Here is a 22,260-nt window from a genome sequence, read left to right on the forward strand (position 1 = left end):
GTACTGCAGGGGGGACCCTGTGGGAGAGTAGGACGCCGCCGAACAATTTTTCCGGGAAAGCCCCGTGCCTTGTGGCACGGGGCTTTTCTGCGTTCACGACTCGATCGGCACCGGCACCGAGGAGAGTCAGGAGAACGCGAGCTGGAGCATGCGGTTCCCCGGGTACTCCCCGGCGCCCGTGCCAGCAGGACAGGGCAGGGTAAGGCGCCGGGCTCTCCGTCAGAGACGCCCTGCGGCCTTCAGGGCCAAATACGCATCGGCAAGCGTGGGGGCGAGATTCTCCGGAGTGGCGTCCACGACGACAACGCCGTGGCGGCGGAGCCTGTCGGCCGTACGGCCACGGTCGGCCTGGGCCTGCGCGGCGGCTGCCGCGTCGTACACCGAGTCCACGGTTCCCCGTGCGTGGGCCATTCCTTCAACCCGAGGGTCGGAGACCGCGGCCAGTAGAACGGTGTGGCGCTGGGTGAGTTGAGGCAGCACCGGGAGAAGCCCCTCCTCGATGGGGGCGGCCTCCAACGTCGTGAGAAGGACGATCAGCGAACCGCGAGGGGCGTCGGTCAGGGCGGCGTTGCTCAGGCCCCGGGCGTCCGTCTCGATGAGCTCGGGTTCCAGCGTGGCCAGGGTGTTGATGACGGTGGCCAGAACATTGCCCGTTGCCGTCCGGCCTTGGACCCGGGCTCGGACCTGGCGGTCGTAGGCGAGGAGGCTCACGCGGTCGCCCGCCCGGGTGGCGAGCGCGGTGAGAAGGAGTGTGGCGTCCATCGAGGCGTCCAGGCGGGGGACGTCACCTACCCGGCCCGCTGACGTGCGGCCGGTGTCGAGGACGATCAGGATGTGCCGGTCACGCTCGGGACGCCATGTCCGGACCGCTACGGCGGACTGGCGGGCGGTGGCCCGCCAGTCGATCGAGCGGGTGTCGTCCCCGGGCACGTAGGCGCGCAGACTGTCGAACTCCGTGCCTTCACCGCGTGTCAGAACGCTGGTGCGGCCGTCGAGTTCCCGGAGTCGGGCGACCCGCGAAGGCAGATGCTTGCGGCTGGTGAACGGTGGCAGAACTCGTACGGTCCACGGTGCCCGGTGCTGTCCTTGCCGTGCCGCGAGGCCCAGCGGGCCGTACGAGCGGATGGTGATGCGTTCGGCCTGCCGATCGCCGCGCCGGGTCGGACGCAGAACAGTGACCAGACGTCGCCGTTCCCCGGCAGGAATCGCCAGTGTGTGGCGGGAAGCGCGGCGTTCGGAGCCCGAGGTCCAACTGCTGGGGGGCCAGGCGTCCCGCAGCTGGGCTCGCAGGCGCCGGCGCGAGGTGTTGGTCACCGTCAGTTGCACTTCGGCCGCGTCACCGAGTCGAACGGATGTATCGCCGGATCGAGTGAATCGGAGCGTACGCACTGGCGCGGCCAGCGCATAGTCGCACAGAATTGCCAGTGAGAGCGGAGCGTTGACCGCAAGTATCCCGGTCCAGCTGGGAGCGAGGATGCCTACAGGGAGTGATCCCAGGGCGGCCAGCAGCGCGGTACGTCCGGTGAGGGCCATGGTGGTCACCGCCTCATCGGGGTACGGGGACGTGGGCGAGCACTGAGGCGATGACGGAGTCGGGGGTGACTCCTTCCATTTCCGCCTCGGGCCGCAGGTGGATGCGATGACGGAGCGTGGGAAGCGCCAGGGCCTTCACATCGTCCGGGGTGACATAGTCCCGGCCGGTCAGCCAGGCCCAGGCACGGGCGGTCGACAGCAGTGCGGTGGTGCCTCGGGGGGAGACGCCGAGGGAGAGCGAGGGGGAATCGCGCGTGGCACGGCAGATATCCACGACATAGCCGGCGATCTCGGGGGAGACGGACGTCTTCGCGACGGCTTCGCGTGCTGCTTCCAGATCGGCGGGCCCGGCGACGGGCCGTATCCCCGCGGCCTGGAGGTCGCGCGGGTTGAAGCCGTCGGCGTGACGGGTGAGGACATCTATCTCGTCCTGCCGTGAAGGGAGCGGAACCGTCAGTTTGAGCAGGAAGCGGTCGAGTTGGGCTTCGGGCAGGGGATAGGTGCCTTCGTACTCGACGGGGTTCTGGGTCGCGGCGACGAGGAAGGGGTCAGGCAGTGGCCGTGGCGTCCCGTCCACGGTGACCTGCCTTTCCTCCATCGCTTCGAGGAGGGAGGACTGAGTCTTGGGAGGCGTGCGGTTGATCTCGTCGGCGATCAGCAGGTTGGTGAAGACGGGGCCGGGCTGGAACGAGAACTCGGCGGTGCGCGCGTCGTAGACCAGTGAACCCGTGACATCGCTCGGCATGAGGTCGGGGGTGAACTGGACGCGCTTCGTGTCGAGTTCGAGTGATGCGGCAAGTGCGCGGACCAGCAGAGTCTTGGCCACGCCGGGTACGCCTTCGAGGAGTACGTGTCCCCGGCAGAGCAGCGCGACGACGAGTCCGGTGACGGCGGGGTCCTGGCCGACGACGGCCTTGGCGATCTCGGAGCGCAGAGCCTCCAAAGACGCACGGGCGCTGTCGGACGGCTCCGGTTCTGCGGGCCTCACGGGCGCCGCTGCGGGCACCGTGGGCTCGGCCGGCTCGGGGGTCGGGGCGCTCATGAAGTGCGTACCTCTCTTTCGAGGGCGTCGAGTTGATCAGCGAGGAGGACCAGGGCGGCGTCGGTGGAAGGAGCCGTACCGAAGAGCATGGTGGAGAGGTCGTGGTCCGAGGTGGTGATGCGCGCGGACACGGCGGCGAGAAGGACGTCAGGGGTGTGCGCATCACGGGAGGGCACTCCGGCGAGGGGTGCGATACGTGTACGGGTGGCGGCTCGGAGGGCGTCGGCGGCACGGTCGCGGGCGTTGGCCTTGCGGTAGAGGAGCGAGCGGCCTTCGGCCGATTCGGACGCGCGGATGGCCACCGGCAGCCGTTCCGTCACCAGGGGGCCGAGTCGGCGGGCCCGCCATACGGCGGCAAGGACTGCGGCAAGGGCGAGTTGGAGCGTGCCCCACAGCCAGCCGGAGGGGATGAGGTCGAGGAAGCTGCTCTCGTCGGACGCGTCGTCCCTCGCCCCGTCCTCTGACGGGGCTTCGTTTCCGTCGCCGGTGGAGTCGTTGTCGGTTGTCGCGGATGGATCTGTGAGAGAGGGGAGGTACCAGACGAGATGGGGGCGGGAGCCGAGGAGTTGCAGGGCGAGCGAGGCGTTGCCCTGCTTGTCGAGACGCTCGTTGTGGAGGAGGTCGGGGGAGCCGAGGATGACGGTGTCGCCGCCCTCTCCGGTCGGGAGGACGACCAGGCTGGGGAGGCCTGCGGCGGGGTAACAGGTGACGGCGCTGGGGTCCTGCGTCGTGTACCGAGTGCCACCCATGTCCGCTGTGCCGGCCAGCCGGGCGGCGGGGAGTTCGCACGACGGGGCGAGAGCACTGACGGCCTGGTGCGGCGCGGCGTGGACGCCGGGGGCGAGTCGAGGCGTGGCTCCCGGTCCCGGGGCGATCAGCAGGGTGCGTCCTGCGGAGGCGGAGGCCGCAGCATCCAGTCGGAGTTGCTGCGACCGGGTCAGGAGATTGGGGCCGGCGACGAGGAGCGTGGTGTCGGGACCGGTCGCGGCGGTGACTTCGTCGAGAGTGGTGGCGACGGTGACGGAGACGCCGCGCGCCTTGAGAAGTTCGGCCACGGCGCGGCTTCCCTTGGGGTCCGTCGAGCGGGGGTCGAGCTGTCCGTGGTTCGTTCCGGAACGTACGACGGCGAACGTGACGCCGGCGACGACGAGGATGAGGAGGACGGCCAGGATGCCTCGGGCACGGGTCCAGACCTGGCCGGGGGTGGGCGCTGTCGAGGTGGGGGAAACGGTGGTCGCCGTGGTCATCCGGCGGCTCCTCGGGAGGTTCCGGGCAGCAGCGGCTTTGCCTCGTCGAGTTCGAGGTCGAGGGTGCGCAGGGACAGGTATGCCGGCTGGTCCGCGGTGCGGCCCCCGTACGTCACGTCGTCGAAGGCCCGGGCGGCGGCGCGCAGCCGGGCCCTGTGCTCGGGCAGGGCCCGGCCGGCTTCGGCTGCGGCTTCGTCCGCTGTGCGGCCGGGGCGCGGGTCGAGCAGGGCACGTTCCTCGAGGGATCGGACGATGGCACGCATGCGTTCCTGGACGGCCTTGGTCCAGCGCAGAGCCGTGGCGTGTGCTTCGGCGGTGGCGCGATGCTGGGCCGCGCTGCGTGGGCCGTCGTTGTCGAAGAGAGCGTCCGGGCTCCGGGAGGAGCGTTGCGGGGTGCCGAGGCGCCACCAGAGGGCGGCGGCAAGGCCGATGACGAGGACGACCAGGACGACGAGTCCGGCCGGGCCGCCTGGGGTGGCGCCGGCGGCGTCGAATACCCCGGCGACCCAGTCCCAGAACTGGTTCAGGGCGCGCTGGAGGAAGTTCGGGTCGTTCTCGTGGTACATCGGCTTGGACAGCTCGCTCTCCGCCGCCTCCCGTGCGGGGAGACGCGGAGTGTCCACGGGTATGTCGCCCGCTGCCGTGTCCCGCCGTGCTGTGGTGATGCCCCCCACCCCCGACACCGCATCAGCTCCGGGGGGTGTCGGCGCCGTAGCCGGGCAGGCCCGCGGCTCGTGCGAGGTCGAGGTCCAGTGCTTCGCGGCGGATGCGCTGGTCCACGTAGAGAAGGGCCATCACGCCGGCGACGAAGGGGTAGATCAGCGTCGAGACGATCACTTCGCCGATGCCGGTGACGATCAGGAACGGCCAGCCGAAGGAAGGGGAGGTGCCGCTGAAGAATTCGCTGACGTCCGTTCCGTCGGCGATCACCGCGATGACCCCGAACGGGATGGAGACGAGGAACGCCAGCAGGAAGGTCAGCAGCCAGGTCAGAGCGAGGACCCCGAAGGTGCGCCACCAGGCGCCGCGGACCAGCTTCGCCGACCTGCGCAGCGCGGCGACGACGCTCTGTCGTTCCAGCATCAGGGCGGGGGCGGCGAGTGCGAAGCTGACGTTCAGCCAGAGCACCACGACGCAGGCGGCGGCGAAGCCGAGGAAGGCGAGTGCCGCTCCCGCCTCGGAGCCCAGCAGCAGGCCGGGGCCGATGCCCACGGTCATGATGGCGGCCATGATCAGGGCCACCAGCAGGGTCAGCCCGAGCAGCGGGAGGACCCGGGGGCGGGCCTCTGCCCAGGTGTCGGAGAGCGTGGTGGGACGGCCCAGCACCGAGCGGCTGATGACCACGGTGATGATCGACGCGGTGAAGAGCGTGGCGATCATCGTGACGAGGGAGGCCGGGGCCAGGGAGACCAGCGTCGACCGGGCGGAGTCGGTGGCCTGGCGGAGGGCCTCGGCACCGGTGGCGTTCGGGTCGACGGAGGTTGGTTCCGGCAGCAGATAGCGCTGCATGAGGACAACGGCGATCTGGGTGACCACGGAGACCGCGAGGCTGAAGCCGAGTGCGGTACGCCAGTGGGCGCGCAGGGCGGAGACGGAGCCGTCGAGGATTTCGCCGAGGCTCAGGGGGCGCAGCGGGACGACGCCGGGCTTCGCGGCCGGCGGCGGTCCCGCCCAGCCCTGGCGCTGCGGGCCACCGCCCCAGCCGGGGGCTGGAGGTCGTGCTCCGGGACCGCTGCCGGGGTTGCTCGGTGGGGACCACTGCCCGGGGGGCGGCTGCTCGGGGGACCACTGTCCCGTCGGGCCGCTTCCGTCCTGAGGTTCGGAGGGGCGGGGAATCGCCGTCTCCTTGCCGTCGGAGGGGGCAGATCCGGGCGACGCCCAGCCCGGAGAGTCGTTCATTCTCGCTCCTTCACCGTCCTGACCGCTCATCGGGGCGGCAGGTTGGCAGCCATCGTGCCACGCGTGGGTCCGGGGTGGACCAGCCGCTCTGTTTCCTTGGTGCCTTCAGGTACGGGCGCCTCACCGGGCAGACTGGGCGGATGGCTGATCAGGACGCGCAATCGACGGTGGGCTTCGAGCCTCCCGCGCTTTCCGTACTTCGCTGGCACGAGCCCCCGGAGGGTCCCGTGCTGGTGTTTCTCGACCAGACGCGGCTGCCCGCCGAGGAGGTCGAGCTGGTGTGTACCGATGTGCCCGCGCTGGTGCGGGCGATCCAGACTCTGGCGGTGCGAGGGGCCCCGCTGCTCGGGATCGCCGGGGGCTATGGGGTGGCGCTCGCGGCGGCGCGGGGCTATGACGTGGCGGAGGCGGCCGGTCTGCTGGAGCGGGCGCGGCCCACCGCGGTGAACCTCGGCTACGGGGTGCGGCGGGTGGCGGCCGCCTATGGGGAAGCCGTCCGCGAGGGGGCGGGCGACGAGGCGGCCGCCGCGGCGGCGCTGGCCGCGGCGCGGGCCCTGCACCGGGAGGATGCCCAGGCCAGCGTGCGTATGGCGGAGTACGGCGAGGCGTTGCTGGAGGAGCTGATGCCGGGCCGCGGGTATCAGCTGCTGACCCACTGCAATACCGGGGCGCTGGTCTCCGGGGGCGAGGGGACGGCGTTGGCCGTGGCGTTGCGGGTGCACCGGAAGGGCCGGTTGCGACGGCTGTGGGTGGACGAGACGCGGCCGCTGCTCCAGGGGGCCCGGCTGACCGCGTACGAGGCTGCGCGCAACGGACTTACGTACAGCCTGCTCACGGACAATGCGGCGGGGTCCCTGTTCGCGGCCGGGGAGGTCGATGCGGTGCTCATAGGGGCGGACCGCATCGCCGCCGATGGCTCGGTGGCGAACAAGGTGGGGAGCTATCCGCTGGCCGTGCTCGCGAAGTATCACCACGTGCCCTTCATCGTGGTGGCGCCGACGACGACCGTGGATCTGGAGACCCCGGACGGCACATCGATCATCGTCGAGCAGCGCCCCGGGCGAGAAGTGACGGAGCTCACATCGTGGCAGGGTGTATCGGCCGACGGAGGAGGGGGGATGGTCGTCGCACCCCTCGGGGCCCCGGCGTACAACCCGGCCTTCGACGTCACACCCCCGGAACTGATCACGGCGATCGTCACCGAGGAAGGTGCTGTTTCGCCGGTCACGGGGGCCGGACTGGCGGAGCTGTGTGCCAGGTCATCGCCGGTAACGATTAGCTAATGGGATGATGTCGATTATGAAGGGACGCGTCCTTGTCGTCGACGACGACACCGCACTGGCCGAGATGCTCGGGATTGTGCTGCGTGGAGAAGGTTTCGAGCCGTCGTTCGTAGCGGACGGCGACAAGGCACTGGCCGCATTTCGTGAGGCCAAGCCGGACCTGGTGCTGCTCGACCTCATGCTGCCCGGAAGGGACGGCATCGAGGTGTGCAGGCTGATCAGGGCCGAGTCCGGTGTGCCGATCGTCATGCTCACTGCCAAGAGCGACACCGTCGATGTGGTGGTGGGCCTGGAATCAGGGGCCGACGACTACATCGTCAAGCCGTTCAAACCTAAGGAGTTGGTTGCCCGGATCAGGGCACGTCTGCGGCGGTCCGAAGAGCCCGCGCCGGAACAGCTGACCATCGGTGACCTGGTCATCGACGTGGCAGGCCACTCCGTGAAGCGGGAGGGGCAGTCCATCGCCCTGACCCCGCTGGAGTTCGACCTGCTGGTCGCGCTCGCCCGCAAGCCGTGGCAGGTCTTCACCCGTGAGGTCCTGCTGGAACAGGTGTGGGGTTACCGCCACGCGGCCGACACCCGCCTGGTGAATGTGCATGTCCAGCGTCTGCGTTCCAAGGTCGAGAAGGACCCGGAACGGCCGGAGATCGTGGTGACGGTCCGAGGCGTCGGCTACAAGGCCGGACCGAGCTGAGATGCCCCGGGGCAGCGCTGCTCCGGGGCCCGGCGAGCCGGGAGTCCGTACGGAGCGGGCTGCCGGCCCGGGACGGAAGGCGTCACGTATGAGCCGTTTCCTGCAGGGCGGCCGGCTGTTCGAGGACCGGGCGCCCGGCGGGCCCGTACCGCGGTTGCTGATGCGGTGGGTACGCCGTCCGTTGCTGCCCGCCGTCCGGTTGTGGCGGCGCAATCTGCAGCTCCGCGTCGTCGCGGGCACCCTGCTGATGTCGATCGGCGTCGTGCTGCTGCTCGGCTTCGTCGTCATCGGCCAGGTGCGCAACGGTCTGCTCGACGCCAAGGGCCAGGCCGCCCAGACCCAGGCCGTCGGCGGCTTCGCCGCGGCCCAGGAGAAGGCCAATATCCCCCTCGCGCCCGACGACCAGGGGAGCGAGCGCACCGACGGCATGACCGGCAGCACCTCCTGGCGTACCGAGCTCGTCGACCAGCTCGCCAGCGGTGGCAAGAACGCCTTCAACGTGGTGGCGCTCAGCGTCGACTCGGTGGCCGAGGGCGCGAGCAGCCGTGCCGCGCGCGGTTCCGGCAGCGTCGAGGCGTCCAGCGTCCCTGAGCGCCTGCGGCAGAAGGTGAGCGAGGGGCAGGGCGCGTTCCAGACGTACTCACAGATCCGGTACTCGTACGGCAGTGAGGCGCAGCCCGGCCTCGTCGTCGGCAAGCGGCTCTACGACATCGATCAGCAGCCCTACGAGCTGTACTACCTCTTCCCGCTCACGCAGGAGGAGAAGTCCCTGACTCTGGTCAGGACGACCCTGGCGACCGCCGGACTGTTTGTCGTCGTGCTGCTCGGGGCCATCGCCTGGTTCGTGGTGCGGCAGGTCGTCACACCGGTGCGGATGGCCGCCGGCATCGCCGAGCGACTCTCCGCCGGCAAGCTCCAGGAACGGATGAAGGTCACCGGCGAGGACGACATCGCCCGGCTCGGTGAGGCCTTCAACAAGATGGCCCAGAACCTCCAGCTGAAGATCCAGCAGCTGGAGGAGCTCTCCCGGATGCAGCGGCGCTTCGTCTCCGACGTCTCGCACGAGCTGCGGACCCCTCTCACGACCGTCAGGATGGCCGCCGACGTCATCCACGAGGCGCGTGCCGACTTCGACCCCGTCACCGCGCGCTCCGCCGAGCTGCTCGGCGACCAGCTCGACCGGTTCGAGTCGCTGCTCGCCGATCTGCTGGAGATCAGCCGGTTCGACGCCGGCGCCGCCGCCCTGGAAGCCGAGCCGATAGACCTGCGGACCGTGGTGCACCGGGTGATCGGTGGCGCCGAACCGCTCGCCGAGCGGAAGGGCACCCGGATCCTGGTCGTCGGCGACGACCAGCCGGTGATAGCCGAGGCCGACGCCCGCCGTGTCGAACGCGTCCTGCGCAACCTCGTGGTCAACGCCGTCGAGCACGGTGAGGGCCGGGACGTCGTGGTGCGGATGGGCGTGGCGCAGGGCGCGGTCGCCGTGGCCGTCCGGGACTACGGGGTCGGGCTCAAGCCCGGCGAGGCGACCCGGGTCTTCAACCGGTTCTGGCGTGCGGACCCGGCGCGGGCCCGGACGACCGGTGGGACGGGTCTCGGTCTGTCGATCGCCGTGGAGGACGCCCGGCTGCACGGCGGCTGGCTGCAGGCCTGGGGCGAGCCGGGCGGCGGGTCCCAGTTCCGGCTGACCCTGCCGCGTACGGCGGACGAGCCCCTGCGTGGTTCGCCGATACCGCTGGAGCCCGAGGACTCGCGGCGCAACCGCGGCAACCGGGAACGCGACGAGGCCGGAGCGGGCGCGTCGGACGACCACCGGCTGATGTCCGTGCCGCCCCAGCCCGGGGCCGGCGAGCGTTCGCCGCTGCCTGTGCCCGGTCGCGGTCCCGCCGTCCGCAACGGCGCCCCCTCGTCGGTGCACCCCGCCGCGCTGCCCGGCAACGGGGCGCGTGTCGTGGCGCGCCCGGCCCAGGAGCGCCCCGGTGGGCGTTCGGGCAGCGGCGTACTGAATTCCGATCAGGAGGACACCACTCGTGGGTACTGACCGCGGTCCGGGCGGCCGAGGACGGGCGGTGCGGATGGTCGCGCTGCTGGGCTGTGGCGTCATCGTGCTGGCCGGGTGCGGCTCGATGCCGGTGACCGGGGACGTCAAGGCGGTCGACGCCTCACAGCCCGGGGACTCCCAGGTGCAGGTGTACGCGGTGGCGCCCCGGGAAGGCGCGGTGCCCAGCGAGATCGTCGACGGCTTCCTGGAGTCGATGACCAGTGACGATCCCGCGTTCGCGACCACCCGGAAGTACCTGAGCGCCGATGCCCGGCGCACCTGGCAGCCGGGCGGGGGCATCACGGTGCTCGCCCAGGCCCCCAACCGCAGTGGCCCCCTGCTCCACGACGAGGCCGACCGGGCCACCCGGGACAAGGCGACGACCTACACGCTGACCGGCGAGAAGGTGGCCGCGGTCGACGCCGAGAGTTCCTACCGTCCCTTCGCGCCCAGCGACTACGCCCAGACCCTGCACCTGGTGCAGGAGAAGGGGCCGGACGGGAAGCAGGAGTGGCGCATCGACGTCGTGCCGGACGGCCTGGTCCTCGGGCAGTCCGACTTCAAGCGCCTCTACCGCTCCGTGAACAAGTACTACTTCGCCGCGGGGCGTACGAGCGGCCGGTCGACACTCGTCGCGGACCCCGTCTACGTACGCAACCGTGCTGATCCGGTCACGCGCATGGACACCGTCACGCAGACCGTCAGGACGCTGCTCGCCGGTCCGACGAACTGGCTGCGGCCCGTGGTCGACTCCCGGTTCCCGAAGGGCACCGCCCTGCGCAAGGACGTCATCGCGCTGCCGTCGGACGATCAGAACGTCCTGAAGGTGCCGCTCAACCACAAGGCCGACAAGGCGAGCCCCAGTGCCTGCCGGATGATGGCCGCGCAGGTGCTGTTCACGCTCGGGGACCTGACCTCGGCACGGGTCGAGCGGGTGGAGCTGGAGGGCGGCGAGGGCGCCCAGCTCTGCGGACTGGACGCCGACGACGCGTCGGATTTCACCGCCGACAACGGCTCCGACGAGGCCGACAGCCAGTACTTCATCAACGACAAGGGTCAGGTGGAGCGGATCCCCGGCGCCACCGACGGCACCGGCACGCCCGAGCCCGTGACCGGTCCGCTCGGTGCGGGCGTCGTCCCGATGAGCGCCGTCGGGGTGGCCCGGGACGAACGACGGGCCGCCGCGATCACCTCCCACGGGCAGCACCTCTACGTGTCCTCCCTGGAGACGGAGAGCAGTGAACTGACCGCCCCCCTCGTCAGCAGCAAGGCGAAGAAGGCGGCCGACCGGCTGTCGTCGCCGAGCTGGGACGGCCGCGGCGACCTGTGGGTCGCCGACCGCGATCCGGCCGGTCCCAGGCTGCTGCGGCTGACCGGAGGCGCGGGCGATCCGCAGGAGGTCCGGGTGCCGGGTCTCGACGGCGCCCGCATCGAGGAGCTGCGGATGTCCGCGGACGGGGTGCGGATCGCTCTGCTGCTGAGGAAGGACGGCCGTACGACGCTGAACATCGGCCGGGTCGAGCGCCGGGGTTCCTCCGTGGCGCCCGAGATCTCGGTCGAGGACCTGCGGCAGGCCGCACCACAGCTCGCGGACGTGTCGGCCATCTCCTGGTCGGGACGCAGCCGGCTGGTGGTCGTCGGCAAGGAGGAGGGCGGTGTCCAGCAGGTGCGCTACGTGCAGGCGGACGGCTCCACGTCGGCCTCGGGGTCGTTGCCCGGGGTGAACCAGGTCCAGTCGGTCGCCGCGGCCGACGACGAACTGCTTCCGCTGATGGCGGAGACCGTCGGCGACGGCATTGTGAAGCTCTCGCCCGGGGACAACTGGCAGACGGTCCTCAAACAGGGCACGTCGTTGGTCTACCCCGGCTGATCCGGCAGCAGTCCGGGATTCGCCGGGATCCGCCGGGTTCCCGGGTTTTCCACAGGGGTGGCCCGGCCTCGGCGGTCCCGGCACAGTGGGGCCATGCGGAACGCGTGGCAGGAACTGTCCGGCCTGCTTCTGCCGGTGGCCTGCGCCGGCTGCGGCAGGCCTCGCACCGAGCTGTGCACCGCCTGCGGGGCCGCGTTGCACGGTGCGCCCGCCCGCCGGGTCCGGCCTTCGCCGCGGCCCGCGGGGCTACCCCTGGTGTACGCGGCCGCGCCGTACGAGAACGCCGTACGCGCGGTTCTGCTGGCCCACAAGGAGCGGGGCGCGCTGGGGTTGGCCGGGGCGCTCGGCCGGGCCCTGGCGGGTTGCGTACGGGCCTGGGCGGGGCGGCCGGGCGGTGCGGGCCCTCTGCTGCTGGTCCCGGTGCCCTCCGCGCGCGCCTCGACCGCGGCGCGTGGCCATGACCCGGTGCGCAGGATCGCCGCCACGGCCGCGCGGGACCTGCGGCGCGAGGGACTGCGGGCCGAGGTGCTTCCGCTGCTGCGGCAGCGACGCGCGGTCGCCGACCAGGCCGGTCTCGGGGCGCGGCAGCGGCGGGCGAATCTGGCCGGCGCGCTGGAGCTCACGGCAGGGGGAGGGCGGCTCCTCCGGCACGGACTCCTCGGACAGGGGCCTCTCCGGCACGGCCGGGTGATCCTGGTCGACGATCTGTTGACGACGGGATCGACGCTGGCGGAGGCGGCACGGGCCGTCGGCGAGGCGCGCGGCGCCGGTCGGGAGCCCTCCGTGCACGGAGTGTGCCGGGCGGCGGTCGTCGCAGCCTCTCCCTCCGCCTTCGAAATAAACCGGAACTGACCGAGAACCCGCATCGTTGCAGGTAATGAGAGGGCAATACCCCGTGAACGGAGGTACGTGCCAGTAGCGGGTGCCGAGACCCTGGTGCGCAGGCTATGTTCGGTTGTGAGGAACGGTGAATGCCGGACCTCGATGAATGCACCATCAGGTTTCGGGCAGGTAACTCACCGGTAGGAGAAGCACGCAAGTCGGTGGGGTTGCGACCCTTCCGACGGGGGAGGAGGAGGCGAAAGCCACCGAGTCCGAGGCCCTGGTGATCTCCGGGGCCTGGTGCAAAAGGGAGATGCTCCGCCGCTGAGCGGAGCGATCCGGGAACGGAGTTCTGCGTGGACATCGTCGTCAAGGGCCGCAAGACCGAGGTGCCCGAGCGGTTCCGCAAGCACGTGGCCGAGAAGCTGAAGCTGGACAAGATCCAGAAGTTCGACGGCAAGGTGATCAGCCTCGACGTCGAGGTGTCCAAGGAGCCGAATCCCCGTCAGGCCGACCGTTCCGACCGGGTGGAGATCACGCTCCGCTCCCGGGGACCGGTCATCCGGGCGGAGGCGGCGGCAGGCGACCCTTACGCAGCGCTCGACCTGGCCACCGGAAAGCTGGAGGCCCGGCTGCGCAAGCAGCACGACAAGCGCTACAGCCGCCGAGGCAACGGCCGTCTGTCGGCTGCCGAGGTCGGGGACGTGGTCCCCGGCGTCGCTTCGTTCGACGAGGACGGTGAACTGGTCGGCGACCAGCCGTCGGAGCCCGTCCCCACCACGAAGATCGGCTCGCTCGAAGTGCAGGGCGAAGGGCCGCTCGTGATGCGCGAGAAGACCCACACCGCCGCACCGATGTCGCTCGACCAGGCGCTCTACGAGATGGAACTGGTCGGCCACGACTTCTACTTGTTCGTCGACTCCGAGACGAAGGAGCCCAGTGTCGTCTACCGACGGCACGCCTACGACTACGGCGTCATCCACCTGAGGACCGACCCGCTCGCCGCTGACGAAGCAGGCGGCGCGGGCGGTGCGCTCGGCGGCTGAGGCCAGCAGCGTCGGGGTGCCCCCGGGGCGCTTTCGCGCCACCGGGGGCACCCTCGCACGGCCGCGGGACCACCGTGCCGGTGGCCGGGCATGGAATCATGGCGGCCCGAGCCAATCGGTGTTCTGTGAAGTGCCGTTGGCGAACGACCGACACTTCAGGCCGTGGCCTTCAGGGGGAGGAACGATGGCGGACACCTTCGGGCCCGTGCGCGATGCGAATGACTCCGACGACGCCGGTGCGTACACCGGCAGCGGGGCGGACGGCGCTTCACGCAAGGAGCCCATCAGGGTCCTCGTGGTCGATGACCACGCGCTCTTCCGCAGGGGCCTGGAGATCGTCCTCGCCCAGGAGGAGGACATCCAGGTCGTCGGCGAGGCCGGGGACGGCTCCGAGGCGGTCGACAAGGCCGCCGACCTGCTGCCCGACATCGTTCTGATGGATGTCCGGATGCCCAAGCGCGGCGGCATCGAGGCCTGTACGGCCATCAAGGAGGTGGCCCCCAGCGCGAAGATCATCATGTTGACGATCAGTGACGAGGAGGCAGACCTCTACGAGGCGATCAAGGCGGGCGCGACCGGTTATCTCCTCAAGGAGATCTCCACCGACGAGGTCGCCACGGCCATTCGCGCGGTCGCCGACGGGCAGTCCCAGATCAGCCCCTCCATGGCCTCCAAGCTGCTCACCGAGTTCAAGTCGATGATCCAGCGCACCGACGAGCGGCGGCTCGTTCCGGCGCCCCGGCTCACCGAACGCGAGCTGGAAGTGCTGAAACTCGTGGCGACCGGCATGAACAACCGGGATATCGCGAAGGAGTTGTTCATTTCCGAGAACACGGTGAAGAACCACGTCCGCAATATCCTGGAGAAACTGCAGCTGCACTCCCGGATGGAAGCCGTGGTCTACGCCATGCGCGAGAAGATCCTGGAGATCCGGTAGCGGACGGCTCAGGCTCCCGTCCCGGTCCAGGGCGGCGGGGGCCGGTCAGCGGTACGCGCGCTGAAGTGCGTGGCCGATCTCCGTCCTAAGCGGCTCGCGCAGCTCCGGGGCGTCCACCCGGTCCACCCGGATGTCCGTGCAGCCCACCCAGGCCGCCGCCTCCACCAGGGCCTCGGCCATCGGGGCCACCGCTTTCGGGCCGGCCAGCGACGCCTGCCGGGCGATCAGCGTGGTCCCCTCGCGCGCCGGGTCGACCCGGCCCTGGAGCTTCCCGCCCGCCAGCAACGGCATGGCGAAGTAGCCGTGGACGCGCTTCTGCTTGGGCACGTAGGCCTCCAGCCGATGCGTGAAGCCGAAGATCCGCTCCGTGCGCGCCCGCTCCCAGATCAGGGAGTCGAACGGCGACAGCAGAGTCGTACGGTGGCGTCCGCGGACCTCCTTGGCCAGCGCCTCCGGGTCCGCCCAGGCCGGCTTCGCCCAGCCCTCCACCACGACCGGGACCAGCCCCGTGTCGGCCACCACGGCGTCGAACTCCTCGGCCCTCAGCCGGTGGTAGTCCGCGATGTCGCCGCGGGTGCCGACGCCCAGGGACCTGCCCGCCAGCGCCACCAGCCGCCGCCGGCACTCGGCGTCGCTCAGGTCGTCGTGGAGCAGCGCGTCCGGAATGGCCCGCTCGGCCAGGTCGTAGACCCGCTTCCAGCCGCGCCGCTCGGTGCACACCACCTCGCCGTACATCAGGGCCCGCTCGACGGCGACCTTGGACGCCGACCAGTCCCACCACTCGCCGCCGTTCTTCGCGCCGCCCAGCTCGGTCGCCGTCAGCGGGCCCTCGTCGCGCAGCTGCTTGATCACGGTGTCGTACGAGCCGTCGGGCAGATCGTGGCCCCAGTGGGGGCGGGAGCGGTAGGCGCGGCGGCGGAACGCGAAGTGCGGCCACTCCTCGACGGGCAGGATGCACGCCGCGTGCGACCAGTACTCGAAGGTCCGGCCGCCCGACCAGTAGGCGTCCTCCACCGTCCGGCGGCTCACCGGGCCCAGCCGGGCGTAGGGGATCAGCTCGTGCGAGCGGGCCAGCACCGAGATCGTGTCCAGCTGGACCGCGCCGAGGTGCCGCAGCACTCCCGGCACACCTGCCCGGCGGTCCGGAGCCCCCAGAAAGCCCTGGGCACGCAGCGCTATGCGGCGGGCCTGGTCGGCGGAGAGTTCGACTGCGGGAGGAGGCACAGGCGTCATACGTCGAACCCTAGACGGCGCCACTGACAGTCCGGCCCGGACGCCGTCCGCGGATCCCGTGGTCACCGTCCGGGACGCGGGCCCCCGCCTGGCCGCGGAGCGTGCCGTTCGGGGACGTACGGGTGGGAGCCCGCGAGCCGCAGGTCGGACGGGAGCAGGGCCGCCGTCCAGGCGTCGCGCCGCACCCCCTTGTTGAGCAGCGCGGACCGCTGGTCGCCCTCCAGCCGGAACCCCGCCCGCAGGACGACGGCCCGCGAGGCCACGTTGCCGATCTCGGCCCGCCACTCCAGCCGGTCCGCCCCGAGGGAGGAGAAGGCCCAGCGGGCGGAGCCGAGCACCGCCTCGGTGACGTATCCGCGGCGACGGTGCTCCTTGGTTGACCAGTAGCCGACCTCGTACGTCCCGGGCAGGCTGCGGCGGTCGATGCCGAGCGCACCGACGAGCGCCCCGGTCTCCCGCAGGACCAGGGCGAAGCCGTAGGCGGAGTCGTCCTGCCAGCCCGCCGGGCAGAGCTTCGTGGTGAACAGCTCCGCGTCGGTGAGGCGGTAGGGGGAAGGGATCACCGTCCAGCGCTGGATGTCCGGGTCCTGGCAGGCGGCGTGCACCGGATCGGTGTCCTGCGGGCCGAAGGGCCGCAGCAGCAGTCGCTCGGTGGTGAGAGTGATCGGCTCCATGGACCGATTCTCGTGAGCCGGCCTCCCCGACGCGAGCACTTTTGGGGCTTCCCGGCACCTTCCGTGCGTTTGGACCGTTGTCCTATGAGGGTGCGGCGAGGTCCACGCGACGGCAGCCCTCCCGACGCGGTGGTGTCCTCGCTTACGATGGCCGTTGCGGTGGGGCCCACCTGCCGTGCCCGCGCCAGAGTCCATTACACGACCCAGTGCCAGGCCCGACCGGCAAGGAGACCAGCCTCAGTGTCCGTCTTCAACAAGCTCATGCGTGCAGGCGAAGGCAAGATCCTGCGCAAACTGCACCGCATCGCGGACCAGGTCAGCTCCATCGAAGAGGACTTCGTCAACCTCTCCGACGCCGAGCTGCGGGCGCTCACCGACGAGTACAAGGAACGGTACGCGGACGGCGAGAGCCTGGACGACCTGCTTCCCGAAGCGTTCGCCACGGTCCGTGAGGCCGCGAAGCGCGTCCTCGGACAGCGCCACTACGACGTGCAGATGATGGGCGGAGCCGCCCTGCACCTCGGTTATGTGGCCGAGATGAAGACCGGTGAGGGTAAGACCCTCGTCGGTACCCTGCCCGCGTATCTGAACGCGCTCTCCGGCAAGGGCGTGCACCTGATCACGGTCAACGACTATCTCGCCGAGCGTGACTCCGAGATGATGGGCCGGGTCCACAAGTTCCTCGGCCTGGACGTCGGCTGCATCGTCTCCAACATGACGCCGGCCCAGCGCCGCGAGCAGTATGCCTGCGACATCACGTACGGCACGAACAACGAGTTCGGTTTCGACTACCTCCGCGACAACATGGCGTGGTCCAAGGACGAGCTCGTCCAGCGTGGCCACAACTTCGCGGTGGTCGACGAGGTCGACTCGATCCTCGTCGACGAGGCCCGTACGCCGTTGATCATCTCGGGCCCGGCCGACCAGGCCACCAAGTGGTACGGCGACTTCGCCAAGCTGGTCACGCGCCTCACCAAGGGTGAGGCGGGCAACCAGCTCAAGGGCATCGAGGAGACCGGCGACTACGAGGTCGACGAGAAGAAGCGGACCGTGGCCATCCACGAGTCCGGTGTCGCCAAGGTCGAGGACTGGCTGGGCATCGACAACCTCTACGAGTCGGTGAACACCCCGCTCGTCGGTTATCTGAACAACGCCATCAAGGCCAAGGAACTGTTCAAGAAGGACAAGGACTACGTCGTCATCGACGGCGAAGTCATGATCGTCGACGAGCACACCGGCCGTATCCTCGCCGGCCGCCGCTACAACGAGGGCATGCACCAGGCGATCGAGGCGAAGGAAGGGGTGGACATCAAGGACGAGAACCAGACCCTCGCCACGATCACCCTGCAGAACTTCTTCCGCCTCTACGACAAGCTCTCCGGCATGACCGGTACGGCGATGACCGAGGCCGCCGAGTTCCACCAGATCTACAAGCTCGGCGTGGTGCCGATCCCGACGAACCGGCCGATGGTCCGCGCCGACCAGTCGGACCTGATCTACCGCACCGAGGTCGCCAAGTTCGCCGCGGTCGTCGACGACATCGCCGAGAAGCACGAGAAGGGCCAGCCGATCCTGGTCGGCACCACCTCGGTCGAGAAGTCGGAGTACCTCTCGCAGCAGCTCTCCAAGCGCGGCGTCCAGCACGAGGTCCTCAACGCCAAGCAGCACGACCGGGAGGCGACGATCGTCGCCCAGGCAGGCCGTAAGGGCGCTGTCACCGTCGCGACGAACATGGCCGGCCGAGGCACCGACATCAAGCTCGGCGGCAACCCGGACGACCTCGCCGAGGCGGAGCTGCGCCAGCGCGGCCTCGACCCGGTGGAGAACGTCGAGGAGTGGGCGGCCGCGCTGCCCGCCGCGCTGGAGCAGGCCGAGCAGGCCGTGAAGGCGGAGTTCGAGGAGGTCAAGGACCTCGGCGGGCTCTACGTGCTCGGCACCGAGCGCCATGAGTCGCGCCGTATCGACAACCAGCTGCGCGGTCGTTCCGGCCGTCAGGGCGACCCGGGCGAGTCCCGTTTCTACCTGTCGCTGGGCGACGACCTGATGCGCCTGTTCAAGGCACAGATGGTCGAGCGCGTCATGTCGATGGCGAACGTTCCGGACGACGTCCCGATCGAGAACAAGATGGTCACCCGCGCCATCGCCTCCGCACAGTCGCAGGTCGAGCAGCAGAACTTCGAGACGCGCAAGAACGTCCTGAAGTACGACGAGGTGCTCAACCGGCAGCGTGAGGTCATCTACGGTGAGCGCCGCCGCGTTCTGGAGGGCGAGGACCTTCAGGACCAGATCCGGCACTTCATGGATGACACGATCGACGACTACATCCGGCAGGAGACCGCCGAGGGCTTCGCCGAGGAGTGGGACCTGGACCGGCTGTGGGGCGCCTTCAAGCAGCTCTACCCGGTGAAGGTCACCGTCGAGGAGCTGGAGGAGGCGGCCGGGGACCTGGCGGGCGTCACCGCCGAGTTCATCGCCGAGTCGGTCAAGAACGACATCCACGAGCAGTACGAGGAGCGCGAGAACACCCTCGGCTCCGACATCATGCGTGAGCTGGAGCGACGCGTCGTCCTCTCGGTGCTCGACCGCAAGTGGCGCGAGCACCTCTACGAGATGGACTACCTCCAGGAGGGCATCGGCCTGCGGGCCATGGCGCAGAAGGACCCGCTGGTCGAGTACCAGCGCGAGGGCTTCGACATGTTCAACGCCATGATGGAGGGCATCAAGGAGGAGTCCGTCGGCTACCTGTTCAACCTGGAGGTCCAGGTCGAGCAGCAGGTCGAGGAGGTTCCGGTGCAGGACGGCGCCGAGCGCACCTCGCTGGAGAAGGAGAGCGCCGCCGCTGCCCCGCAGATCCGCGCCAAGGGCCTGGAGGCCCCGCAGCGGCCGGACCGGCTCCACTTCTCCGCTCCCACGGTGGACGGCGAGGGCGGTGTCGTCACCGGTGACTTCGCCAACGACGACGCCACCGGTGACACGCGGTCCGGTTCTGCCGACGGCATGACGCGCGCCGAGCGCCGCAAGGCGCAGAAGAGCGGTGGCGGCGGCGGTCGCCGTCGCAAGAAGTAGCACCTGCGGCAGTACCCCGGCAGGGGCCGGACACCACGTGGTGTCCGGCCCCTGCCGTGTTCCGCGGGTCACCGGGGGCCCGGGGCGCCGGCGTTGAGGCGTTCGCCGCCCAGCTCCACGGCGGCGCAGCGCCAGCGCTGGTCGGGGCCCTGTTCCAGGCGGAAGGCCATCGCCCGGACCCGGTCGCCCGCGGCGATGCTGGCGAACGCCTCGACCACGCCTGTGGCGGGCTGGGCCCCGCGGCAGTGCCGAAGGACGGGGCGGCTGCCCCGGGTGGCCCCCAGCGGGGTGGTCGGGGCCAGCTCGGCGAGCTGGTCGTAGGCCTCGCCGATGGTGTGGCCGAGCATCCAGTGCACCGGGCGCTGGCCGCTGAGGACCGCGAGCAGGCGCTCGGCGAACCACTGGTGGGGCCGCTGCGGCCGGTGGGGCTGCAAGCGGCGGGACCGCTGCGGAGGAACCGACCGGGGACCACTCTGGTCGCGTCGGCCTGCGGGCCTCGTCCTGTCCGTGCTCATGATCGTCGCCCCCGTTGACCGGGCCCGGTTTCTACCGGACGGTAACTTGTGTTGGGGATCTTCTACGGGTGGGGTCGTCAGCGACGCAAGGGGCCTCTCGGCGCTGAACGCGTGCGGCACGGTTCACCTATCAGTGGCTCGACCCTTGTGCGGCAAGGGCTGCGGTGAGGGTGACGGGCCGTTGGCGGTGGACGGACGACCCCGGTTGCCGAACCCGAAAGGGGACGTTCCCACGTATCCTGAGGACGTTTCCCTCTACGAAAGCGACCTGCCATGCGCGTGTACGTCCCCCTGACCCTCTCCGGTCTCGCAGCGGCGCACGGTGCGGGAGAGGTCGGCCCCGGGCCCCTGACCGCCTACGCGGTGACCCCGGGGCTGCGTGAGTGGTACGTCTCCGACGACATCGAGGAACTGGAGTACGCGGCGCTCAACCGGGCGGCCGCCGCCTCGCTCCGGATGATCGCGGGGAAGCCGGACGAGGTGCGCCGCCGGGTCGTCGTGGCCGTCGACGTACCGGACGGGGCCGCCGTCGCCGACCCCGACCACGGGCTGAGCGCGGCGTCGCTCGGCGAGGTGCGGATCGCCGCCGCGCTGCCGCTGGCCAAGGCGGCGGCGGTGCACGTGGACGCCGACGACGCGGAGAGGGACGTGGCCGCCGCGGCCGCGGCGCTGGGGGCGGCGGATCTCGGCGACGACGACGCGCAGTTCACGGTGGACGGGGCCGAGGACCACGAGCTGCTCTGGTTCGGCGTTCAGGAGATTCCACAGCTCATCGGCTGAGGGGCGGAGCTCGGCCGAGGGGCGGCGTTGTCGTACCCGGCGGGTATTTTCTCCGTATGACTTCGGGGACGACACGCACTCATCTGGTCTGGGACTGGAACGGCACGCTGCTGGACGACACGCATGCCGTCATCCAGGCGACGAACGCCGCGTTCGCAGAGGTCGAGCTGGCGCCGATCACGCTGGAGCAGTACCGGGAGATGTACACGATCCCCATCCCCCGGTTCTACGAGCGGTTCCTGGGCCGGCTGCCCACCGAGGCCGAGTGGGAGCGGATGGACGGCATCTTCCACCGGTACTACGCGGAGCAGCGGGTGGGCTGTGGACTCACCGCCGGGGTGGAGGAGTTGCTGCATCGCTGGCAGCGGGCCGGGCGCAGTCAGTCGCTGCTCAGCATGTACGGGCACGAGCAGCTGGTGCCGGTGGTACGGGGGTACGGAATCGAGCCGCGGTTCGTCCGCGTCGAGGGGCGTACGGGGCCGTCCGGCGGGAGCAAGGCGCTCCACATGGAGCGGCACTTCGAGGCGCTGGCCGGGGTGGGCGGGATCGCGCCGGAGAACGCGGTGGTCATCGGGGACGCGCTGGACGACGCGGTGGCGGCGGCGCATGTGGGGGCCCGGGCGGTGCTGTACACCGGGGGGTCGCACAGCCGGAGCAGCTTGGAGGCGGCGGGGGTGCCGGTGGTGGACAGCCTGGGGGAGGCGGTGGCGTTGGCGGAGACGTTTGCCGCGTAGCGGGGGCGGGGGCGTGTGCCGTGTGCCGGTGCCGTGTGCCGTGTGCGGGTGGGCGTGGGCGCGGGCCTTTCGGGGCGCTGCCCCGGACCCCGGTCCTCAAGCGCCGGACGGGCTGGAAAGGTGTCCTCAAGCGCCGGACGGGCTGGAAAGGTGTCCTCAAGCGCCGGACGGGCTGGTGAGGTGCGCTGGGCTGCGGAGGTGTCCTCAAGCGCCGGACGAGCTGGAAAGGTGTCCTCAAGCGCCGGACGGGCTGGAGAGGTGCGCCCGGTTGGGAAGGTGTGCTCAAGCCCCGGACGGGCTGGTGAGGGGCGCCGGGCTGGGAAGGTGTGCTCAAGCGCCGGACGGGCTGGTGAGGGGCGCCGGGCGGTCCGCGGAGAAGAACGCGCCGACGATCTTCCGCAGTTCGGCGTTGTTGCGGAGGTACTCGGGGGCGCGGCCGCCGGGAATCACCAGGGCGATGTACGCCCCGGGGGCGACCTCGGAGAAGGACAGGTCGGCGGGCCAGGTGTAGCCGGGCTTCTCCGTGTACGTGTCGAAGCCGGGCTCGAAGTCGTGGACCACGAAACGCAGCGTCTTGCGCTCGGGGGCCGCGATGTCGACCTCGTAACCCTCCTCCAGCAGCCGTTGGTACGGGTAGAGGACTTCGAGTGACTCGGCGGCGTCGCCGGTGACGATGGGGATCTTCTGCGGCATGGCGGGGCTCCTCCGGGTCGGATTGCCCCGGTGGCGTGCCGAGGGCCTGGATCCGTGCGGTACGGGCGGACTGCCCCGGTTCCGGGAGTTCGCCAAGGCGGCACGGCGCACTGTCCAGAGTGTCAAAGTTCGGGGGGTTCTTTTGTACACA

18 protein-coding genes and 1 pseudogene are annotated in these 22,260 nt (G+C 70.5%); 10 read left to right on the forward strand and 9 right to left on the reverse strand.

Features of this window, described 5'->3' with window-relative positions; genetic code table 11:
- Positions 1–219 precede the first annotated feature (219 nt).
- Genes ACH4KB_RS29930 through ACH4KB_RS29950 form a run of 5 tightly spaced genes read right to left on the reverse strand, consistent with a single transcriptional unit; the run spans position 220 to position 5,721 of the window.
- The gene (locus tag ACH4KB_RS29930; protein ID WP_398069086.1) at positions 220–1,533 is read right to left on the reverse strand and encodes a DUF58 domain-containing protein; all 1,314 of its coding nucleotides are present in this window, start codon (positions 1,531–1,533) and stop codon (positions 220–222) included.
- A 13-nt stretch (positions 1,534–1,546) separates the two neighbouring features.
- Entirely contained in the window at positions 1,547–2,575 is a 1,029-nt protein-coding gene (locus tag ACH4KB_RS29935; RefSeq protein ID WP_398068972.1) for an AAA family ATPase, read from the reverse strand.
- Complete coding sequence (locus tag ACH4KB_RS29940; protein ID WP_398068973.1) at positions 2,572–3,822, reverse strand: DUF4350 domain-containing protein; 1,251 nt, start codon at positions 3,820–3,822, stop codon at positions 2,572–2,574. Before ACH4KB_RS29940 ends, ACH4KB_RS29935 begins: the two co-directional genes overlap by 4 nt.
- Positions 3,819–4,505, reverse strand: coding sequence for a DUF4129 domain-containing protein (locus ACH4KB_RS29945; protein ID WP_398068974.1), 687 nt, complete (start codon positions 4,503–4,505; stop codon positions 3,819–3,821). Before ACH4KB_RS29945 ends, ACH4KB_RS29940 begins: the two co-directional genes overlap by 4 nt.
- A gap of 4 nt (positions 4,506–4,509) precedes the next feature.
- On the reverse strand, positions 4,510–5,721 hold the full coding sequence (locus ACH4KB_RS29950; RefSeq protein ID WP_398068975.1) for a hypothetical protein: 1,212 nt from the start codon (positions 5,719–5,721) through the stop codon (positions 4,510–4,512).
- Between the two features lie 140 nt (positions 5,722–5,861).
- Here ACH4KB_RS29950 and mtnA point away from each other — a divergent pair, with 140 nt between their 5' ends.
- From mtnA to ACH4KB_RS29985, 7 genes are all read left to right on the forward strand, one after another.
- Positions 5,862–7,004 (forward strand): S-methyl-5-thioribose-1-phosphate isomerase, encoded by a 1,143-nt coding sequence (gene mtnA / locus ACH4KB_RS29955; protein ID WP_398068976.1) that lies wholly within the window; start codon positions 5,862–5,864, stop codon positions 7,002–7,004.
- Between the two features lie 4 nt (positions 7,005–7,008).
- The gene (gene mtrA, locus ACH4KB_RS29960) at positions 7,009–7,698 is read left to right on the forward strand and encodes a two-component system response regulator MtrA (RefSeq protein ID WP_007448372.1); all 690 of its coding nucleotides are present in this window, start codon (positions 7,009–7,011) and stop codon (positions 7,696–7,698) included.
- 1 nt (position 7,699) lies between these two features.
- On the forward strand, positions 7,700–9,739 hold the full coding sequence (mtrB, locus tag ACH4KB_RS29965) for an MtrAB system histidine kinase MtrB (protein WP_398068977.1): 2,040 nt from the start codon (positions 7,700–7,702) through the stop codon (positions 9,737–9,739).
- Between the two features lie 34 nt (positions 9,740–9,773).
- Positions 9,774–11,609 (forward strand): LpqB family beta-propeller domain-containing protein, encoded by a 1,836-nt coding sequence (locus ACH4KB_RS29970; RefSeq protein WP_398069087.1) that lies wholly within the window; start codon positions 9,774–9,776, stop codon positions 11,607–11,609.
- Positions 11,610–11,702: 93 nt separating this feature from the next.
- Entirely contained in the window at positions 11,703–12,461 is a 759-nt protein-coding gene (locus ACH4KB_RS29975) for a ComF family protein (protein WP_398068978.1), read from the forward strand.
- Positions 12,462–12,787: 326 nt separating this feature from the next.
- Positions 12,788–13,477 (forward strand): ribosome hibernation-promoting factor, HPF/YfiA family, encoded by a 690-nt coding sequence (gene hpf, locus ACH4KB_RS29980; RefSeq protein ID WP_003968752.1) that lies wholly within the window; start codon positions 12,788–12,790, stop codon positions 13,475–13,477.
- Between the two features lie 184 nt (positions 13,478–13,661).
- Positions 13,662–14,414 carry a response regulator gene (locus tag ACH4KB_RS29985; protein WP_398068979.1) on the forward strand — a complete coding sequence of 251 codons (753 nt, stop codon included), beginning with the start codon at positions 13,662–13,664 and terminating at the stop codon, positions 14,412–14,414.
- A 45-nt stretch (positions 14,415–14,459) separates the two neighbouring features.
- Here ACH4KB_RS29985 and ACH4KB_RS29990 read toward each other — a convergent pair whose 3' ends face one another.
- On the reverse strand, positions 14,460–15,647 hold the full coding sequence (locus ACH4KB_RS29990; protein ID WP_398068980.1) for a winged helix-turn-helix domain-containing protein: 1,188 nt from the start codon (positions 15,645–15,647) through the stop codon (positions 14,460–14,462).
- A gap of 62 nt (positions 15,648–15,709) precedes the next feature.
- On the reverse strand, positions 15,710–16,321 hold the full coding sequence (locus tag ACH4KB_RS29995) for a GNAT family N-acetyltransferase (protein ID WP_398068981.1): 612 nt from the start codon (positions 16,319–16,321) through the stop codon (positions 15,710–15,712).
- Between the two features lie 240 nt (positions 16,322–16,561).
- On the opposite strand from ACH4KB_RS29995, the gene secA reads away from it, so the two are divergent.
- Positions 16,562–19,387, forward strand: coding sequence for a preprotein translocase subunit SecA (gene secA, locus ACH4KB_RS30000; protein ID WP_398068982.1), 2,826 nt, complete (start codon positions 16,562–16,564; stop codon positions 19,385–19,387).
- Positions 19,388–19,455: 68 nt separating this feature from the next.
- On the opposite strand, the gene ACH4KB_RS30005 is transcribed toward secA, so the two are convergent.
- Complete coding sequence (locus tag ACH4KB_RS30005) at positions 19,456–19,902, reverse strand: Rv3235 family protein (RefSeq protein WP_398068983.1); 447 nt, start codon at positions 19,900–19,902, stop codon at positions 19,456–19,458.
- A 273-nt stretch (positions 19,903–20,175) separates the two neighbouring features.
- Between ACH4KB_RS30005 and ACH4KB_RS30010 the strand changes: the two genes are divergently transcribed.
- Both ACH4KB_RS30010 and ACH4KB_RS30015 read left to right on the forward strand, forming a co-directional pair.
- Positions 20,176–20,682 (forward strand): DUF6912 family protein, encoded by a 507-nt coding sequence (locus ACH4KB_RS30010; protein ID WP_398068984.1) that lies wholly within the window; start codon positions 20,176–20,178, stop codon positions 20,680–20,682.
- Between the two features lie 56 nt (positions 20,683–20,738).
- Positions 20,739–21,416 (forward strand): HAD family hydrolase, encoded by a 678-nt coding sequence (locus ACH4KB_RS30015; RefSeq protein ID WP_398068985.1) that lies wholly within the window; start codon positions 20,739–20,741, stop codon positions 21,414–21,416.
- A gap of 360 nt (positions 21,417–21,776) precedes the next feature.
- Here the strand turns inward: ACH4KB_RS30015 and ACH4KB_RS30020 are convergent.
- Positions 21,777–22,109 (reverse strand): annotated as a pseudogene (locus tag ACH4KB_RS30020) (DJ-1/PfpI family protein); the annotation flags it as partial.
- Between the last annotated feature and the right edge of the window lie 151 nt (positions 22,110–22,260).

This window comes from Streptomyces sp. NPDC017520 (assembly GCF_044329855.1).
In the GTDB taxonomy this organism is placed as follows: Bacteria; Actinomycetota; Actinomycetes; order Streptomycetales; family Streptomycetaceae; genus Streptomyces.

Excerpts from the sequence above, each read along its gene's own strand:
- ACH4KB_RS29930 (WP_398069086.1), bottom strand. The coding sequence starts at position 1,533 with ATGGCCCTCACCGGACGTACCGCGCTGCTGGCCGCCCTGGGATCACTC.
- ACH4KB_RS29935 (WP_398068972.1), bottom strand. The coding sequence starts at position 2,575 with ATGAGCGCCCCGACCCCCGAGCCGGCCGAGCCCACGGTGCCCGCAGCG.
- ACH4KB_RS29940 (WP_398068973.1), bottom strand. The coding sequence starts at position 3,822 with ATGACCACGGCGACCACCGTTTCCCCCACCTCGACAGCGCCCACCCCC.
- ACH4KB_RS29950 (WP_398068975.1), bottom strand. The coding sequence starts at position 5,721 with ATGAACGACTCTCCGGGCTGGGCGTCGCCCGGATCTGCCCCCTCCGAC.
- mtnA (WP_398068976.1), top strand. The coding sequence starts at position 5,862 with ATGGCTGATCAGGACGCGCAATCGACGGTGGGCTTCGAGCCTCCCGCG.
- mtrA (WP_007448372.1), top strand. The coding sequence starts at position 7,009 with ATGATGTCGATTATGAAGGGACGCGTCCTTGTCGTCGACGACGACACC.
- mtrB (WP_398068977.1), top strand. The coding sequence starts at position 7,700 with ATGCCCCGGGGCAGCGCTGCTCCGGGGCCCGGCGAGCCGGGAGTCCGT.
- ACH4KB_RS29970 (WP_398069087.1), top strand. The coding sequence starts at position 9,774 with ATGGTCGCGCTGCTGGGCTGTGGCGTCATCGTGCTGGCCGGGTGCGGC.
- ACH4KB_RS29975 (WP_398068978.1), top strand. The coding sequence starts at position 11,703 with ATGCGGAACGCGTGGCAGGAACTGTCCGGCCTGCTTCTGCCGGTGGCC.
- ACH4KB_RS29985 (WP_398068979.1), top strand. The coding sequence starts at position 13,662 with ATGGCGGACACCTTCGGGCCCGTGCGCGATGCGAATGACTCCGACGAC.
- ACH4KB_RS29990 (WP_398068980.1), bottom strand. The coding sequence starts at position 15,647 with ATGACGCCTGTGCCTCCTCCCGCAGTCGAACTCTCCGCCGACCAGGCC.
- ACH4KB_RS29995 (WP_398068981.1), bottom strand. The coding sequence starts at position 16,321 with ATGGAGCCGATCACTCTCACCACCGAGCGACTGCTGCTGCGGCCCTTC.
- ACH4KB_RS30005 (WP_398068983.1), bottom strand. The coding sequence starts at position 19,902 with ATGAGCACGGACAGGACGAGGCCCGCAGGCCGACGCGACCAGAGTGGT.
- ACH4KB_RS30010 (WP_398068984.1), top strand. The coding sequence starts at position 20,176 with ATGCGCGTGTACGTCCCCCTGACCCTCTCCGGTCTCGCAGCGGCGCAC.
- ACH4KB_RS30015 (WP_398068985.1), top strand. The coding sequence starts at position 20,739 with ATGACTTCGGGGACGACACGCACTCATCTGGTCTGGGACTGGAACGGC.